The 14,128-nt window shown below is 62.8% G+C and carries 18 protein-coding genes; 8 read left to right on the top strand and 10 right to left on the bottom strand.

Features of this window, described 5'->3' with window-relative positions:
• Positions 1-80 precede the first annotated feature (80 nt).
• The 3 genes from C8K58_RS18035 to C8K58_RS18025 are packed head-to-tail and all read right to left on the bottom strand — an operon-like array spanning position 81 to position 2,430.
• The gene (locus C8K58_RS18035; protein WP_108574005.1) at positions 81-992 is read right to left on the bottom strand and encodes a biotin-dependent carboxyltransferase family protein; all 912 of its coding nucleotides are present in this window, start codon (positions 990-992) and stop codon (positions 81-83) included.
• Entirely contained in the window at positions 989-1,693 is a 705-nt protein-coding gene (gene pxpB, locus C8K58_RS18030) for a 5-oxoprolinase subunit PxpB (protein WP_108574004.1), read from the bottom strand. Before pxpB ends, C8K58_RS18035 begins: the two co-directional genes overlap by 4 nt.
• On the bottom strand, positions 1,690-2,430 hold the full coding sequence (locus tag C8K58_RS18025) for a 5-oxoprolinase subunit PxpA (protein ID WP_098480196.1): 741 nt from the start codon (positions 2,428-2,430) through the stop codon (positions 1,690-1,692). The genes pxpB and C8K58_RS18025 overlap by 4 nt, the downstream gene beginning before the upstream one ends.
• Before the next feature lie 175 nt (positions 2,431-2,605).
• On the opposite strand from C8K58_RS18025, the gene C8K58_RS18020 reads away from it, so the two are divergent.
• Entirely contained in the window at positions 2,606-3,520 is a 915-nt protein-coding gene (locus C8K58_RS18020; protein WP_027604262.1) for a LysR family transcriptional regulator, read from the top strand.
• Between the two features lie 76 nt (positions 3,521-3,596).
• On the opposite strand, the gene C8K58_RS18015 is transcribed toward C8K58_RS18020, so the two are convergent.
• The 3 genes from C8K58_RS18015 to C8K58_RS18005 are packed head-to-tail and all read right to left on the bottom strand — an operon-like array spanning position 3,597 to position 5,491.
• The gene (locus C8K58_RS18015; RefSeq protein ID WP_027604263.1) at positions 3,597-4,139 is read right to left on the bottom strand and encodes a DUF2937 family protein; all 543 of its coding nucleotides are present in this window, start codon (positions 4,137-4,139) and stop codon (positions 3,597-3,599) included.
• Positions 4,140-4,150: 11 nt separating this feature from the next.
• Entirely contained in the window at positions 4,151-4,927 is a 777-nt protein-coding gene (locus C8K58_RS18010) for a class II glutamine amidotransferase (RefSeq protein WP_065928175.1), read from the bottom strand.
• 30 nt (positions 4,928-4,957) lie between these two features.
• The gene (locus tag C8K58_RS18005; protein ID WP_027604265.1) at positions 4,958-5,491 is read right to left on the bottom strand and encodes a hypothetical protein; all 534 of its coding nucleotides are present in this window, start codon (positions 5,489-5,491) and stop codon (positions 4,958-4,960) included.
• A gap of 24 nt (positions 5,492-5,515) precedes the next feature.
• Between C8K58_RS18005 and C8K58_RS18000 the strand changes: the two genes are divergently transcribed.
• Together C8K58_RS18000 and C8K58_RS17995 are read left to right on the top strand one after the other, a co-directional pair.
• On the top strand, positions 5,516-7,558 hold the full coding sequence (locus C8K58_RS18000) for a S9 family peptidase (protein ID WP_108574003.1): 2,043 nt from the start codon (positions 5,516-5,518) through the stop codon (positions 7,556-7,558).
• A gap of 69 nt (positions 7,559-7,627) precedes the next feature.
• Positions 7,628-8,101, top strand: coding sequence for a cyclic nucleotide-binding domain-containing protein (locus C8K58_RS17995; protein WP_027604267.1), 474 nt, complete (start codon positions 7,628-7,630; stop codon positions 8,099-8,101).
• Here the strand turns inward: C8K58_RS17995 and C8K58_RS17990 are convergent.
• Positions 8,098-8,376, bottom strand: coding sequence for a hypothetical protein (locus C8K58_RS17990; protein WP_027604268.1), 279 nt, complete (start codon positions 8,374-8,376; stop codon positions 8,098-8,100). The two genes, C8K58_RS17995 and C8K58_RS17990, sit on opposite strands and share 4 nt — an antisense overlap.
• Before the next feature lie 78 nt (positions 8,377-8,454).
• On the opposite strand from C8K58_RS17990, the gene C8K58_RS17985 reads away from it, so the two are divergent.
• Positions 8,455-9,141: a spermidine synthase gene (locus C8K58_RS17985; RefSeq protein ID WP_065929156.1), complete on the top strand. Its 687-nt coding sequence runs from the start codon at positions 8,455-8,457 to the stop codon at positions 9,139-9,141.
• Between the two features lie 33 nt (positions 9,142-9,174).
• Here C8K58_RS17985 and C8K58_RS17980 read toward each other — a convergent pair whose 3' ends face one another.
• Positions 9,175-10,095 carry a ParB/Srx family N-terminal domain-containing protein gene (locus C8K58_RS17980; RefSeq protein WP_027604270.1) on the bottom strand — a complete coding sequence of 307 codons (921 nt, stop codon included), beginning with the start codon at positions 10,093-10,095 and terminating at the stop codon, positions 9,175-9,177.
• 106 nt (positions 10,096-10,201) lie between these two features.
• On the opposite strand from C8K58_RS17980, the gene C8K58_RS17975 reads away from it, so the two are divergent.
• The 3 genes from C8K58_RS17975 (at position 10,202) to C8K58_RS17965 (ending at position 11,630) form a co-directional block, all read left to right on the top strand.
• Positions 10,202-10,576 (top strand): YajD family HNH nuclease, encoded by a 375-nt coding sequence (locus tag C8K58_RS17975; RefSeq protein WP_003210675.1) that lies wholly within the window; start codon positions 10,202-10,204, stop codon positions 10,574-10,576.
• Between the two features lie 168 nt (positions 10,577-10,744).
• The gene (locus tag C8K58_RS17970; protein WP_027604271.1) at positions 10,745-11,212 is read left to right on the top strand and encodes an RNA methyltransferase; all 468 of its coding nucleotides are present in this window, start codon (positions 10,745-10,747) and stop codon (positions 11,210-11,212) included.
• 67 nt (positions 11,213-11,279) lie between these two features.
• The gene (locus tag C8K58_RS17965; RefSeq protein WP_027604272.1) at positions 11,280-11,630 is read left to right on the top strand and encodes a DUF2892 domain-containing protein; all 351 of its coding nucleotides are present in this window, start codon (positions 11,280-11,282) and stop codon (positions 11,628-11,630) included.
• 52 nt (positions 11,631-11,682) lie between these two features.
• Here the strand turns inward: C8K58_RS17965 and C8K58_RS17960 are convergent, their stop codons facing one another.
• Positions 11,683-12,903: a hypothetical protein gene (locus C8K58_RS17960; RefSeq protein ID WP_108574002.1), complete on the bottom strand. Its 1,221-nt coding sequence runs from the start codon at positions 12,901-12,903 to the stop codon at positions 11,683-11,685.
• Between the two features lie 13 nt (positions 12,904-12,916).
• Positions 12,917-13,366 (bottom strand): YcgN family cysteine cluster protein, encoded by a 450-nt coding sequence (locus C8K58_RS17955; protein ID WP_003172524.1) that lies wholly within the window; start codon positions 13,364-13,366, stop codon positions 12,917-12,919.
• Between the two features lie 153 nt (positions 13,367-13,519).
• Here C8K58_RS17955 and C8K58_RS17950 point away from each other — a divergent pair, with 153 nt between their 5' ends.
• Positions 13,520-14,104 (top strand): nitroreductase family protein, encoded by a 585-nt coding sequence (locus C8K58_RS17950; RefSeq protein WP_027604274.1) that lies wholly within the window; start codon positions 13,520-13,522, stop codon positions 14,102-14,104.
• Positions 14,105-14,128 lie beyond the last annotated feature (24 nt).

The following is a 14,128-nucleotide window of genomic DNA, read 5'->3' as shown; positions in this document are numbered from 1 at the left end:
TGGATGAACCCATTCAGGTTTTCATGACTGCGCTAAAGCAGCGAAGACGACAAACACTGGCACTCCCGTAGGAGCTTTCCTTACAGCGCAAACCGGCGCAGATACTCCACATGCTGCCGATGCGCCATATCCTGCACCACCGGCACCAACCTCAGCTTTTCTCCCGGCAAACACTGCGCCAGCCGCGCCAGCGCCAACGGCGTCAAGGCGCCGAGGCGCGGATAGCCACCGATGGTCTGGCGATCATTGAGCAACACGATCGGCTGCCCATCCGGGGGCACCTGGATGCCACCCAACGGAATCCCTTCGGAAATCAGCGACGGTCCCTGGTACTGCAACGGCGTGCCCAGCAAGCGCATGCCCATGCGGTCGGCGCGACTGTCCAGGGCCCACTCGGTGTTAAAGGCATCGAACAGGCTCTGGCCGCTGAACAGGCCAATTTGGGCGCCGACGATCACCTCCAGCGGCGCCTTGGCGGGCAACGCCTGCTCGCTCAGCACTTTCATCCCACCGCCGGTACCGGAGTAGCCCAGTCGCCCGCCTTCGACCAAGGCCTTGCCGAAACCGTCCGGCCCGCCCAGCGCCTCACGTACCACCGTGGCGCAGCTGCCCAGCACATCCGGCGCATCAAACCCGCCAGGGGCCGCCAGGTAAGCCCGCGCGCCGCTGAACGGCTGGGTAAAGCGCAGGCGCTGGCCCTTTTGCAGGATAAAACTGCGCCCGGGACTGATCGCACGTTCATCGATATACGCCCCCAGATCCGCCCCGGCCAGCGCCAACAGGCAATAATCCTCGGCCTGCACGGTAAAGCCACCGAGGGTGATTTCCACCACCGGCGCGTCCAGCGCATTGCCCAGCAGCCAGTTGGCCCAGGACATCGACACCCAATCCAGCGCGCCGCCCTGGGTCACGCCCAGGTGGCGCACGCCAAAACGACCGGCGTCCTGCAGCAGGCACAGCGGCGTGCTGGCCTCGATGATCAAGCGGCTCATGCCTGCGCCTCCAACGGCGTGTCATCGCCACCCAGGTTTATAAATTCAGCGTGGCTGACCGACTCAAAGCGCACCGTGTCACCGGGCTGCATCAGGCTGTAGCCGTCGCGCTCGCGATCGAACAACTTGGCCGGCGTGCGGCCGATCAGATTCCAGCCACCGGGGGACACCACCGGATAGGCAGCGGTCTGTCGCTCGGCGATACCGACACTGCCGGCCGCCACGCGCTGGCGTGGGGTGCTCAGGCGCGGGGTGGCGAGGATTTCATCCACCAACCCCATAAAGGCAAAACCGGGGGCGAAGCCGAGGGCGAACACCTGGTACTCGTGGGCGCTGTGGCGGCGGATCACGTCGTCGACAGCCAGGCCACTGCGCCGGGCGAGCAATGTTAGTTCAGGGCCGACACTCAGGTCGTACCACACCGGCAGCACATGGCACTGGCCGCTGCCCTGGGCCTGGGGTCGCAGGCCGGTCAGGGCCTGGTCGATCAATTCCCGCGCCTGAGCCGGGCTCAACGCCGTGAGGTCGTAATGCACCATCAAGGTGGTGTAGGACGGCACCAGATCCACCAGGGCTGCGCCAAAGCCGCTGCGCAAGCGCTGGGTGGCAGAGAGCATCCACGGCATATTGGCTTCGGCGATCACCTCGAACAGACGCACCATCAGGCAGTCGATCGCCACCACTTCAATCCGTGGCTTCATGCTGGCTTCAATGCCTCGCGGATACGCTTTACGGCGGCGACCGAACTGACATTGTCGCCATGCACGCACAGGGTATTGGCGCGCAACAACAACGGGCTGCCATCGCTGGCGGTCAGGGGTTCGCCACGGGAAAGGGTCAAGGACTGCTGGACGATGACCTCTGGATCATGGTGCACGGCACCCGGCAACTGGCGCGAAACCAGGTGGCCGTTGGCGTCGTAGGCACGGTCGGCGAAAGCCTCGAACCACAGGATCACCCCGTATTCGTCGCCCAGTGCCTGGGCCGCGCTGTTGTCGCGGGTCGCCAGCAGCATCAGCGGCAGGTCGCCATACGCGGCCACGGCCTCGATCACCGCACGCAGTTGCGCCGGGTTGGCCATCATGTCGTTGTACAGCGCGCCATGGGGTTTGACGTAACTGACACGTCCGCCCTGGGCACGGCAGATGCCGTCGAGGGCGCCGATCTGGTAATGCAGCAGGTCCTGGATTTCCTGGGGGGTGTAGGCCATGGAGCGGCGGCCGAAGCCCTGCAGGTCCTGGTACGCCGGGTGTGCGCCCACCTGTACACCGTGCTTGAGGGCCAGGCTGACGGTCTTGCGCATGATGCTCGGATCGCCGGCATGAAAACCGCAGGCCACGTTGGCGCAATCGATGAACGGCATGACCTCGGCGTCCAGACCCATGGTCCAGTTGCCAAAGCTCTCGCCGATGTCGCAATTCAATAACAGACGGCTCACGCTGGTTGCTCCTGTAGGCTTTGTTTTTTTGTAGTGTGGGATTTTTTACGCAGAACTCGCAACTTGTCCTGACACCCCAACGGCGCTTATCGTGGAATAGCCTGATTTTTGGCGTTTGCCCGGTGCGGCGTCCAACTAATAAAAACCGATCCATGCATAAGAAAAAGTTGATCCCATGAATTTGAAGTTCCTCGAAACCTTCGTCTGGGTGGCCAAGCTCAAGAGCTTCCGCCTGACTGCGGAGAAGCTGTTCACCACCCAGGCCTCGATTTCCAGCCGCATCGCCGTGCTGGAAAGCGAGCTGGGGGTAAAGCTGTTCCTGCGCGACTCCCGGGGCGTGAGCCTGACCCCGGAAGGCTTGAAGGTGCTCGATTATGCCGAGCAGATGATGGTGACCATGCAGGGCCTGAAACAGTCCCTGGAAACCACCAGCAGCAAGGTCGGGCGCATTCGCATCGGTGCGATGGACACGGTGATCCACACCTGGCTCAGCCCGTTGGTGGCGGAACTGATGGACCATTTCCCATTGGTGGAAATCGAATTGGTCGCCGATACCGCGCTTAACCTCAGCGATCAGCTGCAAAAAGGCTTTCTCGACCTGATCCTGCAAACCGACCTGCTGCGCCTGGAAACCGTGCGCAGCCTGGAGTTGGCCAGCCACCCCATGGCCTGGATCGTCGCCAGCCAGTCGATCTACAACCGCGACTACGCCTCCCTCGCCGAACTGGCCCAGGAGCGCATCATCACCTACTCGAAAAACTCCCACCCGCACCAGGACGTCATCAGCCTGATGCAGGCCAACGGCGTGGCCGCGCCACGGATGAACTGCGTGAACTCGGTGTCGGCGATTACCCGGTTGTTGCGCGATGGCTTCGGGATTGGTGCATTGCCGCCGGTGCTGGTCAGGGAAGAACTGGCGCGTGGCGAATTGGTGATGTTGCCGATGGCGCAGAAATTGCCGAACCTGCAGGTGGTGGTGTCGTGGCGCGTGGGGGTGGAGTTGGTGGAGGAGATTGTCGGGCTGTGCCAGAAGGTCGTTACCCGCTATGCCGAGGAAGTCGGCGAAGAGCGGATGGTGCTGAACAACTGAATAAACCGGATACACATGTGGGAGGGGGCAAGTCGAGTCGTCGCACCGCCCCTCCCACATTAGACCGAGGCGTGGGTTAGAGACCTTTCAGGTCCCGTTCCTCAATCGGCCGGCTCTGGCGCAAGCGCTTGCCACCCAGCACCACCCAGTCGATCAGGCGGAACAGACACTCCAGGCCAAACGACAGCAGCATCGCCCCGCCCAGGCCCCAGCCCATGGCTTCGGGGGTCAGCAGGATCTGGTAGCTGTAGCCGTTCCAGGTCTCCAGGCGGATATCCGGGTCGGCGGCCACCGCCACTTGCAGTGCGCGGATGTACCACGGGCCTTGCATGGCCTGGAATTGCTTGTCCAACGCCACCTGGCGGTCAAGCATGGCGCCCAGGCTGTTGGCGTCGCTCTGGAACACCGGGTCGTCGCTGGCGCGGTAATGCGCCACCAAGGCCTTCAAGTCACCGTTGAAGAACTGCCGCGCGGTGGTTTCAAACCCGCTCAGGCCGGTCTGGGCCTCGATCAGGTGGGCTTCGACGCGCTTGGCGTAGTCGTTGATAAACCCCGGCACTTGCACGCCGACCAACAGGCCAATGGCAAACAGCACCAACCGCAGATAACTGAGCAACATGGTCGATATCCTTACTCGGTAACGCCCTGGCTGACGCATTCACCGCGTCGCCACAGGCTCCATTGGCCCGGTTCGTAGCGGGTCCAGTTTTCGTTGTCGGTCAACGGCTCGGTGGCGATCACCGTCACCACATCATTGGGGGTGGTTTCGGCCTGAAAATCGACGATCACGTCGACATCCTTGAGGCGCGCCGGACCAAACGGCGCACGCCGGGTGATCTGCGCCAGTTTGGTCGAGCAATAGCAAAACAGCCAGTCACCGTCGCTGAGCAGGCAGTTGAACACACCTTTGCTGCGGTATTCGGCACAGGCGGCGATCAGGTCCGGCAGCATCTGTTCGATGTCCACCGGCTCGGGGAAGGCCTCGCGCACGCGGTTGAGCAAGTCGCAGAAGGCCGCTTCGCTGTCGGTGTCGCCGACTGGCCGATAGAACGTGGCGCGGGGATGGAAGTCCGCCAACTGGCCGTTGTGGGCGAAACACCAGTTGCGGCCCCACAGTTCGCGCACGAACGGGTGGGTGTTGGCCAGGCTCACCTTGCCGACGTTGGCCTGGCGGATATGGCCGATCACCACTTCACTCTTGATGGGGTAACGCTGCACCAGCAGGGCGACTTCCGACTCGCTGCTCGCGGCCGGGTCCTGGAACAGGCGCAGGCCACGGCCTTCGTAGAAAGCGATGCCCCAACCGTCGCGGTGGGGGCCGGTACGCCCACCGCGCTGCATCAGCCCGGTAAAGCTGAACACGATATCGGTGGGGACGTTGGCACTCATGCCCAATAATTCACACATGCCAGGGCTCTCGCTGCAGGGCGGACAACGTTAAAGGCGCGGTTCGACCCGCATACCGCTCACCGGTGCAGGACGACGGAACGGCTCATCGTCTTCATCCACAGGCTCGGCGGCCAAGGCGGCGTCGGTGGCGGCCTTGCGCTCACGGCGGGCGTTGGCGGCGCGCTCGATGGGCCAGCGGATCAGCACAAACACGAGGTACACGCCAAAGGCGATCAGGGTGTACATGAACAAATCGGAAATCGCCCGCCAGGCGTTATTGCCGACCTTGAGCACCAGGTCCAGGGCCGTGATGGCCACGGCCGGTGCGAACTGAGTCTTGACCGGGTCGACGATGGTCGGGCTCAACAGCAGCACGGCCATCAGCAATTGCAGCGGTTCGCGCAGCCAGCGCCAGATCCAGCGGGTCATGCGCCACCACACCAACAGGCAGCCCAAGGCAGCGAAGGCGTAAAGGCCCCAAGCGGTCAGATAGTCGTTCTCGGTCATGGTGTCCATGGCAAGGTAGGCAAACAGGCGGCTATGATAACGGCTTTTGCGTGTCGCGGCTGCAATGCCTGCCACCTTCCGCCAGACAGAGAGTGCTCCATGCCTTCATCGACCGCCCCGATTGCCCGTAAAGCCCAAGGCCAGGACCCGTACGCCTGGCTGCAAGAGCGCGACAGCGTTGAGGTCCTTGATTACCTGAAGGCCGAAAATGCCTTCCAGGAAGCCCGGCTCGCCGACCAGCAGGTCCTGCGCGAAACCCTGTTCGAGGAGATCAAGGGCCGCATCCTCGAAACCGACCTGTCCCTGCCCTCCCCCTGGGGCCCGTACCTGTATTACACGCGCACCACCGCCGGTGACGAATACGCCCGCCACTACCGCTGCCGCCGCCCGGCCGACGACGGCAACCAGGTGGACGACAGCAGCGAAGAGCTGTTGCTGGACCCGAACGTGCTGGCCAACGGCGGCTTCTTTTCCCTCGGCGCATTCAGCATCAGCCCCGACCACCAGCGCCTGGCCTACAGCCTCGATACCAGTGGCGAAGAGATCTACACCCTGTTCGTGAAGGAATTGGCCACGGGCAAAGTCAGCGAACTGGAGTTCCAGGATTGCGACGGCAGCATGACCTGGGCCAATGACAGCCTGACCCTGTTCTTCGGCGAGCTGGACGACACCCACCGCCCGCACAAGCTGTATCGCTACCGCCTGGATGGCACGGCGGCGCAGGAAGTGTTCCATGAGCCCGACGGGCGTTTCTTCCTGCATTGCTACCGTTCCAGCTCCGAGCGCCAGTTGCTGCTCTCGCTCGGCAGCAAGACCACCAGCGAGGTCTGGGCGCTGGATGCCGACCAGCCGCACCTGGACTTCACCTGCCTGGCGCCACGGGTCGAGGACCATGAATACGATGTCGACCACGGCCAACTGAATGGCGCGTGGACCTGGTTTATCCGTAGCAACCGTGATGGCATCAACTACGCCCTGTTTGTGGCGACCGACATTGGCGACGTGCCGACCGAGGATGAGTGGCAGAACCTGATCCCCCACAACGATGACGTGATGCTCGACGGCGTCAGCCTGAACACCGGCGCCATGACCCTGAGCCTGCGCATCGGCGGCCTGCCGGTGATCGAAGTGCACCCCCAGGGCCTGCCGGCGTATCGCGTGGAGTTGCCCGACGCCGCCTACAGCCTCTACGTGCAAAACAGCCTGGAATTCGTCAGCGACAAGATCCGCCTGCGCTATGAAGCCCTGAACCGCCCGGCCCAGGTGCGCCAGCTGGAACTGGCCAGCGGCGCGCAACAGGTGCTCAAGGAAACCCCGGTACTCGGCGTGTTCAATGCCGATGACTACGTAAGCCAACGCCTGTGGGCCACCTCCGCCGATGGCACCCAGGTGCCGATCAGCCTGGTGGTCAAGCGCGACCAGCTCGGCAAGCCGACACCCTTGTACCTGTATGGCTACGGCGCCTATGGCTCAAGCCTCGACCCGTGGTTCTCCCATGCGCGCCTGAGCCTGCTGGACCGTGGCGTGGCCTTCGCCATTGCGCATGTGCGCGGCGGTGGCGAACTGGGTGAAGCCTGGTATCGCAATGGCAAGCAGGAACACAAGCAGAACACCTTCAGCGACTTTATCGCGTGTGCCGAACATCTGATCGCCGAGGGCCTGACCACCTCCAGGCAACTGGTCATCAGCGGCGGCAGTGCCGGCGGCCTGTTGATCGGCGCGGTGCTCAACCAGCGTCCGGAGTTGTTCCAGGCGGCGATTGCCGAAGTGCCGTTTGTCGACGTGCTCAATACCATGCTCGACCCGGAATTGCCGCTGACCATCACCGAGTACGACGAGTGGGGCAACCCCGAAGAGCCTGCGGTGTATGAACGCATCAAGGCCTACGCACCATACGAAAACGTCAGCGCCCAGGCCTACCCGGCCACGCTGGTGATCGCCGGCTACAACGACAGCCGCGTACAGTACTGGGAAGCGGCCAAGTGGGTGGCCAAGTTGCGCGCGACCAAGACGGACGACAACCTGCTGTTGCTCAAGACCGAACTGGGTGCCGGCCATGGCGGGATGAGCGGTCGCTACCAGGGATTACGTGACGTAGCACTCGAATATGCATTTGTGTTCAAGGCGCTGGGGCTGGTTTAAGGAACTTAGCGGGGCGGTCCTGTCTGAACATTCAGACCGCCTCCTGATTGATGGACCAAGATTGCAGCCATGGCACTCCCGACTTTAATGAATACCGAAATCCGCGACATGCTCATGGACTGCGGCCTGTTCGACCCGTTGTTGCCGGAAGACTTCTACGTCGCCGCCGGCTACTTCAATATCAGCAGCATTGCCGAGGGCGAGGTGATTTTCCTCGAGGGCGATGCCGGCACCTTCATGTGCATCATCCACAGCGGCCAGGTGGCGGTGCAGAAAACCAACCACACCGGCCAGCGCCTGACCATTGCCACCCTGCGTAGCGGCCGGGCCTTTGGGGAGATGGCCGTGCTTGACGGCGAGCGGCGCTCCGCCAGTTGCGTGGCCGCCAGCGACTGCGTGTTGTTGAACCTGGGCAAGGACGCCCTGGAAAAGATGCTCAATGAAACGCCGCGTGTGGCGGCGAAGATCATCCGCGCAATCGCCATCGCGTTGTCCAAGCGTCTGCGCATGGCCGATGGGCAATTACTCTCCCAACAGTTTTAACCGCCGGGGGTCTTCGGCTTGCTGTCGTTCTGCTGCAGGCCGGGCACCGTCTGGTCCTTCGGCGGCGTCGGCAACACGATGGGCACCAACGGCGGTGAGCCGTTCGTCTTCGGCACGGCCGGCGGGGTGATCTGCGGATACAGCGTCGGCGTTGGCGTGCCCGGTGCGCCGGGGCTAGGTGCCGGCGCCACCGGTACGGTTTGCAACTCCTGAGCCTGCGCCGCACCCAATGCGAGCGCGCTCAACACAATGACCGTTAGAATGCTGCACTTCATCGATGGCTCCATGGCCTGACCGGAATGTCGTAAGGCTACTCCCAACCGCGCAAGAATGCCCTTCCCAATGAGATTTCCATGAAACGTTTCGTTCTGCTGGACACCACCCCGATCCCCGACAACGGCGGTGCCTTGTGCCTGTTCGAATACGGTGAAGACTTTGTCATCAAGATCCAGGGCGGTGACGGCGGCCAGTTGATGAACACGCGCATGCACGGCTCCGAAGACGCGCTGGCGGAAATTCCTTGCCGCAAGGTCGCGGGGCGCCCGGGCTCACGGGTATTGATCGGCGGGTTGGGCATGGGCTTCACCCTGGCCTCGGCGCTCAAGCACTTAGGCAAGAGCGCCGAAGTGGTGGTGGCGGAACTGGTGCCCGGTGTCGTGGAGTGGAACCGGGGGCCCCTGGGGGAAAAGTCCGGTCGCCCGCTGCTGGACCCACGCACGGTGATCCGCATGGAAGACGTGGCCAAGGTGCTGCAGGCCGAGCCCCAGGGCTTTGATGCGATCATGCTCGACGTCGACAACGGCCCCGAAGGCCTGACGCAGAAGGCCAACAGCTGGCTCTATTCCGCCGGTGGCCTGGCTGCCTGCGCCAAGGCCCTGCGGCCCAAGGGCGTGCTGGCGGTGTGGTCCGCCAGCGCCGACAAACTGTTCAGCGACAAACTGCGCAAGGCCGGTTTCAAGGCCGAGGAAGTGCAGGTGTTTGCCCATGGCAACAAGGGCACCCGGCACACCATCTGGATTGCGGAGAAGCTCAAGGGCTGAGCACGCTTCCCAAGCCCCACATGTTGATCCCTGTCAGTCGTGGGATTTGCGGTAGTCGATCACGTACGGCACTTTTTTGTCGAAGGTCTTCTCCAGCTCATCGCGGTCCAGCCGGGTCATGCCGCCCAGTTGATGGGCGGTGAAACCGCTGTCACCCACCTGTGAGCCCGGCGCCAGGCTGACCATGCGCTTGGCGACCGCTTCGATAGCGTCCTTGTAGCCGCCTTTCTTGTTCAGGTTGTACTGGCCCAGATCAATCTGCGTGCGCAGCCAGTTACCCCAATAGAACTCCAGGAACTCCGGTGCGATCTCGCCGCCATCCGGCTTGCCATAGGCGGCCTTGCGGGTGAAATACACCAGGCTGCGGAAGGTGTCGTCCTGCAGGTTCTTGAAGCCCAGGTGCGCCGGCAGTTGTTCCGGCGGCAGGGCCTGGCCCTGGTTGTCCTTGAGCCAGACCTTGCGGGCCGCTTCCATGCGCTGCCAGAAGCTCGCCATGTTCGGGCTGTTGCTGAAGTCGTCGGTGACCTTGACCCACATCTTCAAGCGCGGGCCGCCACCGGGCACTTCCCACAAGGTGGTGAAACTGTGGTGACCGTCCGTCAGGTACAGCTGGCCGGCAGGGCCGACCACCACGGTTTTCATGTCCTCGGGATGGGTGCCCACCGGGTCCTTGCAGGTGAAGCTGTCGGGCTGGTGCAGGTCAGCCTTGTCGGGCACCTTGCCGGCCTCACCCTGGCCGTTGGTTTCGCAGTATTCATCGAAGACCTTGGCGGGTTTATCGGCGAACAGGCCCAGGCTGTAGTAGATCTGGTCGAAGCCCACCACCGCCTGGGTCGGATGCAACTGTTCAAGGGCAACCTCGATCACCTGCCCGGGCTGGGGCGTCGAGAACGCCTGGGCCTGAAGGGTAACGACACACAGCAGCAGTGCAACAGTCCATGAAAGCAGACGCATGTTTTTCAGATCCTTATGAGTAAAGTAAATCGATCCCAGCGGTCATTTGCGACGCAAGCGGCTAGAATCAACGCTATCCGTGACCACCAAACAGCCAGGAGCCATGATGAGCTCGACCAACCCGCCCTCCCACACCGCCAAGCTGGACCGCATCCTTGCCGATGCCCAGCGCGACCGGGAAATGGGCTACCGCGACAAAGCCCTGAAGATGTACCCCCACGTGTGCGGCCGCTGCGCCCGTGAGTTCGCCGGCAAGCGCTTGAGCGAACTCACCGTACACCACCGTAACCACAATCATGATGACAATCCCCAGGATGGCTCGAACTGGGAGTTGCTGTGCCTGTACTGCCACGACAACGAACACTCGCGCTACACCGACCAGCAGTACTTCGGCGAAGGCTCCACCAGCAGCCCGACGATCGCCAAGGCCACGCATAACCCGTTTGCGGCGTTGGCGGGGTTGATGAAGAAAGACGACTGAAGAGTGTCGTCGCCTGTCCTGGCCTCATCGGGAGCAAGCCCCCTCCCACATTTTGAGTTGTGAACACTTTCAAATGTGGGAGGGGGCTTGCTCCCGATAGCGTTAGCCCAAGCAATACACCACCTTCAGGCCGTATAATCGCCGCTTTTCTCCAAGGCACCCTTCCCCGTGGGCAATAAACGCTACAGCTGCATCGGTCTGTATAACCCCAAATCCCCCGAAAACGTTGGCTCGGTCATGCGTGCCGCCGGCTGCTACGGCGTGGCCTCGGTGTTCTACACCGGCGTGCGCTACGAGCGCGCCCGGGACTTCGTCACCGACACCAAGAAGGTCCACCACGACATTCCGCTGATCGGCATCGATGACCTGAAGAAGATCCTGCCCCTGGGCTGCATCCCGGTCGCCGTGGAGCTGGTGGACGGTGCCCGCCCGCTGCCCGAATACACTCACCCCGACCGCGCGCTGTATATCTTCGGCCCTGAAGACGGGTCGCTGGATAAAGACATCCGCGACTGGTGCGAAGACGTCGTGTACATCCCCACCACCGGCTGCATGAACCTGGCCGCTACCGTCAACGTGGTGCTCTACGACCGCATGGCCAAGGGCAACAACACCCGCTCGGGCCCCAAGTACTGATCTTTTGGGAACATCCGGCGCCTGCGCGCAGTCAGCTGCATACACTTGACCTTGTTGGAGACAGATCATGAGCGACAGCACAACCTTGCGACCTATCATCGAACACACCCCCTTCCAGAATCAGCCCACCCAGAACGTGCACGGCTGGGAACGTATCGGCTCAGTGGCCGGTGGCGTGATGATGGTGGGCAAAGGCCTGCGCCGTGGCGGGATTTTCGGCCTGATTCAGGTGGCGATCGGCGGCGTGGCCCTGGCGCGCGGCTTTACCGGGCACAGCGCGCTTAAAGACAAGCTGGAACAGGGCCGCCAGGAAATGAACAGCGTGCGCACGAAGATCGAACGTGCCGGTGCAGAGCTGAAAAACCTGAAGACCAAGGCGGAAGTGGCGGCTGAGAAGGCGGTTAAAACCACTGGTTAGATTCAAGTGTGGGAGGGGCTTGCCCTCTCCCACTTTTTTGTATGGCGAAGACTCAGCGTAACAACTTGCTGTCGAGCACCACCGACGACTCGCCGATGATGCTCTCCGCCAACTGCACGAACTCCGCAGTGGTGATGCTGTTGGCGCGCATCACCGCTTGCGCGAGGTCATCCAGGGAGCGCTTGTTGTGAGTCTTTACGCGGATCTCGCGATCCAGCTCCTGCAACACCACCACCGCCCGTGACACCGTCGCACCGCTGACGTGGTCGCCGCGCAGGCTGGTCACGTCCTTGCCTTCCTTGGCCAAGCGCGCCTGTATCGCCTGATAGCGCTCATCGGTCACCCCACCGGCACGGCGCACCAGCTCAATGGCGTAGTACTCCGCCAGCCCCTCGCTGATCCAGTCACTGGTGTCGTGATCGTTGAAGCGGCCAATCGCCTGCACCACTTCACGGATCAACGGGCTGCTGCCGTTCTCGCTGACCAGCGGCGTGCGGCTGTTGAGGTAGATCGAGTCGCGCGCCGAGACCGCACCACGGCGCATCGGATCGCTGGCGCCCACCACCAGCAGCTTGGCCGGATGACGTGGGAACGCCGCTTCCACCTGCGGCCAGACAAAGGTCAGCAGTGTCAGCACATCCATCCGCCGCATGGCTTGCCCCTTGGGCGAGGCGATGGTCACTTCGGTCTCGCCCAGGCGCACGCGGCGGCTGCCCAGGGTGCCGGCGAGCATCCAGCCGGTGGGCCGGTCAAACAGGCGTGAGACGTTGTCGATGCGGAACTTGTTCTTGCCGATGCGCGGCCAGGCGGTTTCGATGCTTTTCCAGCCGGCCGGCAGTTCGAACACCAGGCGCGAGACCAGTTCGACACCATCCTGCTGGTCGAGGCGTGCGGGCGGCACCAGGTCTTCGCCGCGAAACAGCGCCCAGCTCGGGGTCATCCGCGCTTCGTAAATACCCGGTTTGCGCGCGTGGCTCAGGCGCACCCGATAGGTCAGGCTGGCCTTGTTGGCGCTGGGTTGCCACAGGCCACGGTGGTCATTGACGCTCCACTGGCCATCGGCCTTGAAGTCGCTGTAGTCGCCGGTGCGGCCCAGGTCGAAGTTCAGGCTGCGCACCGCCGAACCCTGGGACAGGCTCACCCGCACCTCGGCCTGCTCGCTCTGGGGCAGCAGCTTGACGTGATAATCCAGGTCGACTTTCTTCGCGCACCACGCAGGCATGCTCAACGCCAGCAACACCAGGCTTGCCGCCAGCTTGGTTCCCGCCCTCATACACACTCCTTGCTCAGCCCGCGCGGAAGATCAGGTAATCCTCCCAGTCGTCCTCGGGCACGCTGCCTTCGCTGAGCATGCGCCCGGACTGGGAAATGCGTTCGTGGTGCACGGCATCGCGGTCGCCGCAGACCAGGTGGTGCCACAACGGCAGGTCCTTGCGCTCGCTGACCAGGCGGTAGCCGCAGGTGGGCGGCAGCCATTTGAACTGGTCGGCCTGGCCCGGGGTGAGCTGGATGCAGTCGGGTACCGAGGCGCGGCGGTTGGGGTAGTCGGTGCACTGGCAGGTTTTCAGGTCCAGCAGCTTGCAGGCGATGCGCGTGTAATAGACGCTGTTGTCGTCTTCATCCTCAAGCTTTTGCAGGCAGCACAGGCCACAGCCGTCGCACAACGACTCCCACTCCTCCTGGTCGAGGTGTTCAAGGGTTTTGCGTATCCAGAAAGGTTCGACTTTGGCGGCCATGGCTCTACATCGGTATCGGTAGGTGAAAAGGCCGCCAGTCTAGTGCCCAAGGCCCCTGGGGCCAAGCGCTTACGACTGTCGGTATGACAAGACTTGTCAGTCTAGCGGGGGCGCAGTAGCTTTGAGCGCCGAATTGACGATCAGGAGCTGCCCATGACACGCGTTGCCGATTACCCGATCCATACCCAGTTCACCGAACGCTGGTCGCCCCGTGCCTTTACCGGCGAGAGCATCCCGCAGGAAACCCTGCTGAGCTTCTTCGAAGCCGCACGCTGGGCACCGTCGGCCTACAACTCGCAGCCTTGGCGTTTTCTCTACGCACGCCGTGATACGCCGGACTGGGAGCGCTTCCTGGGCCTGCTGAATGAATTCAACCGTGGTTGGGCACAGCATGCGTCGGCCCTGGTGATCATTGCCTCGAAAACCGACTTCATCGCCCCCGGCGCCACGGAAGAAACCCCGGCACTGTGGCACACCTTCGACACCGGCTCGGCCTGGGGCCACCTGGCGCTGCAAGCCAGCCTCAGCGGCTGGCACACCCACGGCATGGCCGGCTTCGATCAGGAGCTGACCCGCAAGGAGCTGAAGATTCCACAGGGTTATGCGCTGCATGCCGCCGTTGCGGTGGGCAAGCTGGGCGACAAATCGACCTTGCCGGAGTACCTGCAAGGCCGTGAAGCGCCAAGCCCGCGCAAGCCGCTGAGCGAGCTGGTGTCAGAAGGTGATTTCAGCCTCTGAAACTGACGCAATCTCAAAATGTGG

The sequence above is a fragment of the Pseudomonas sp. GV047 genome (genome assembly GCF_003058245.1).
Classification (GTDB): Bacteria; Pseudomonadota; Gammaproteobacteria; order Pseudomonadales; family Pseudomonadaceae; genus Aquipseudomonas; species Aquipseudomonas marginalis.
The sequence above is the reverse complement of the archived record's forward strand: the minus strand, read 5'-3'. Positions and strand labels throughout refer to the sequence as shown.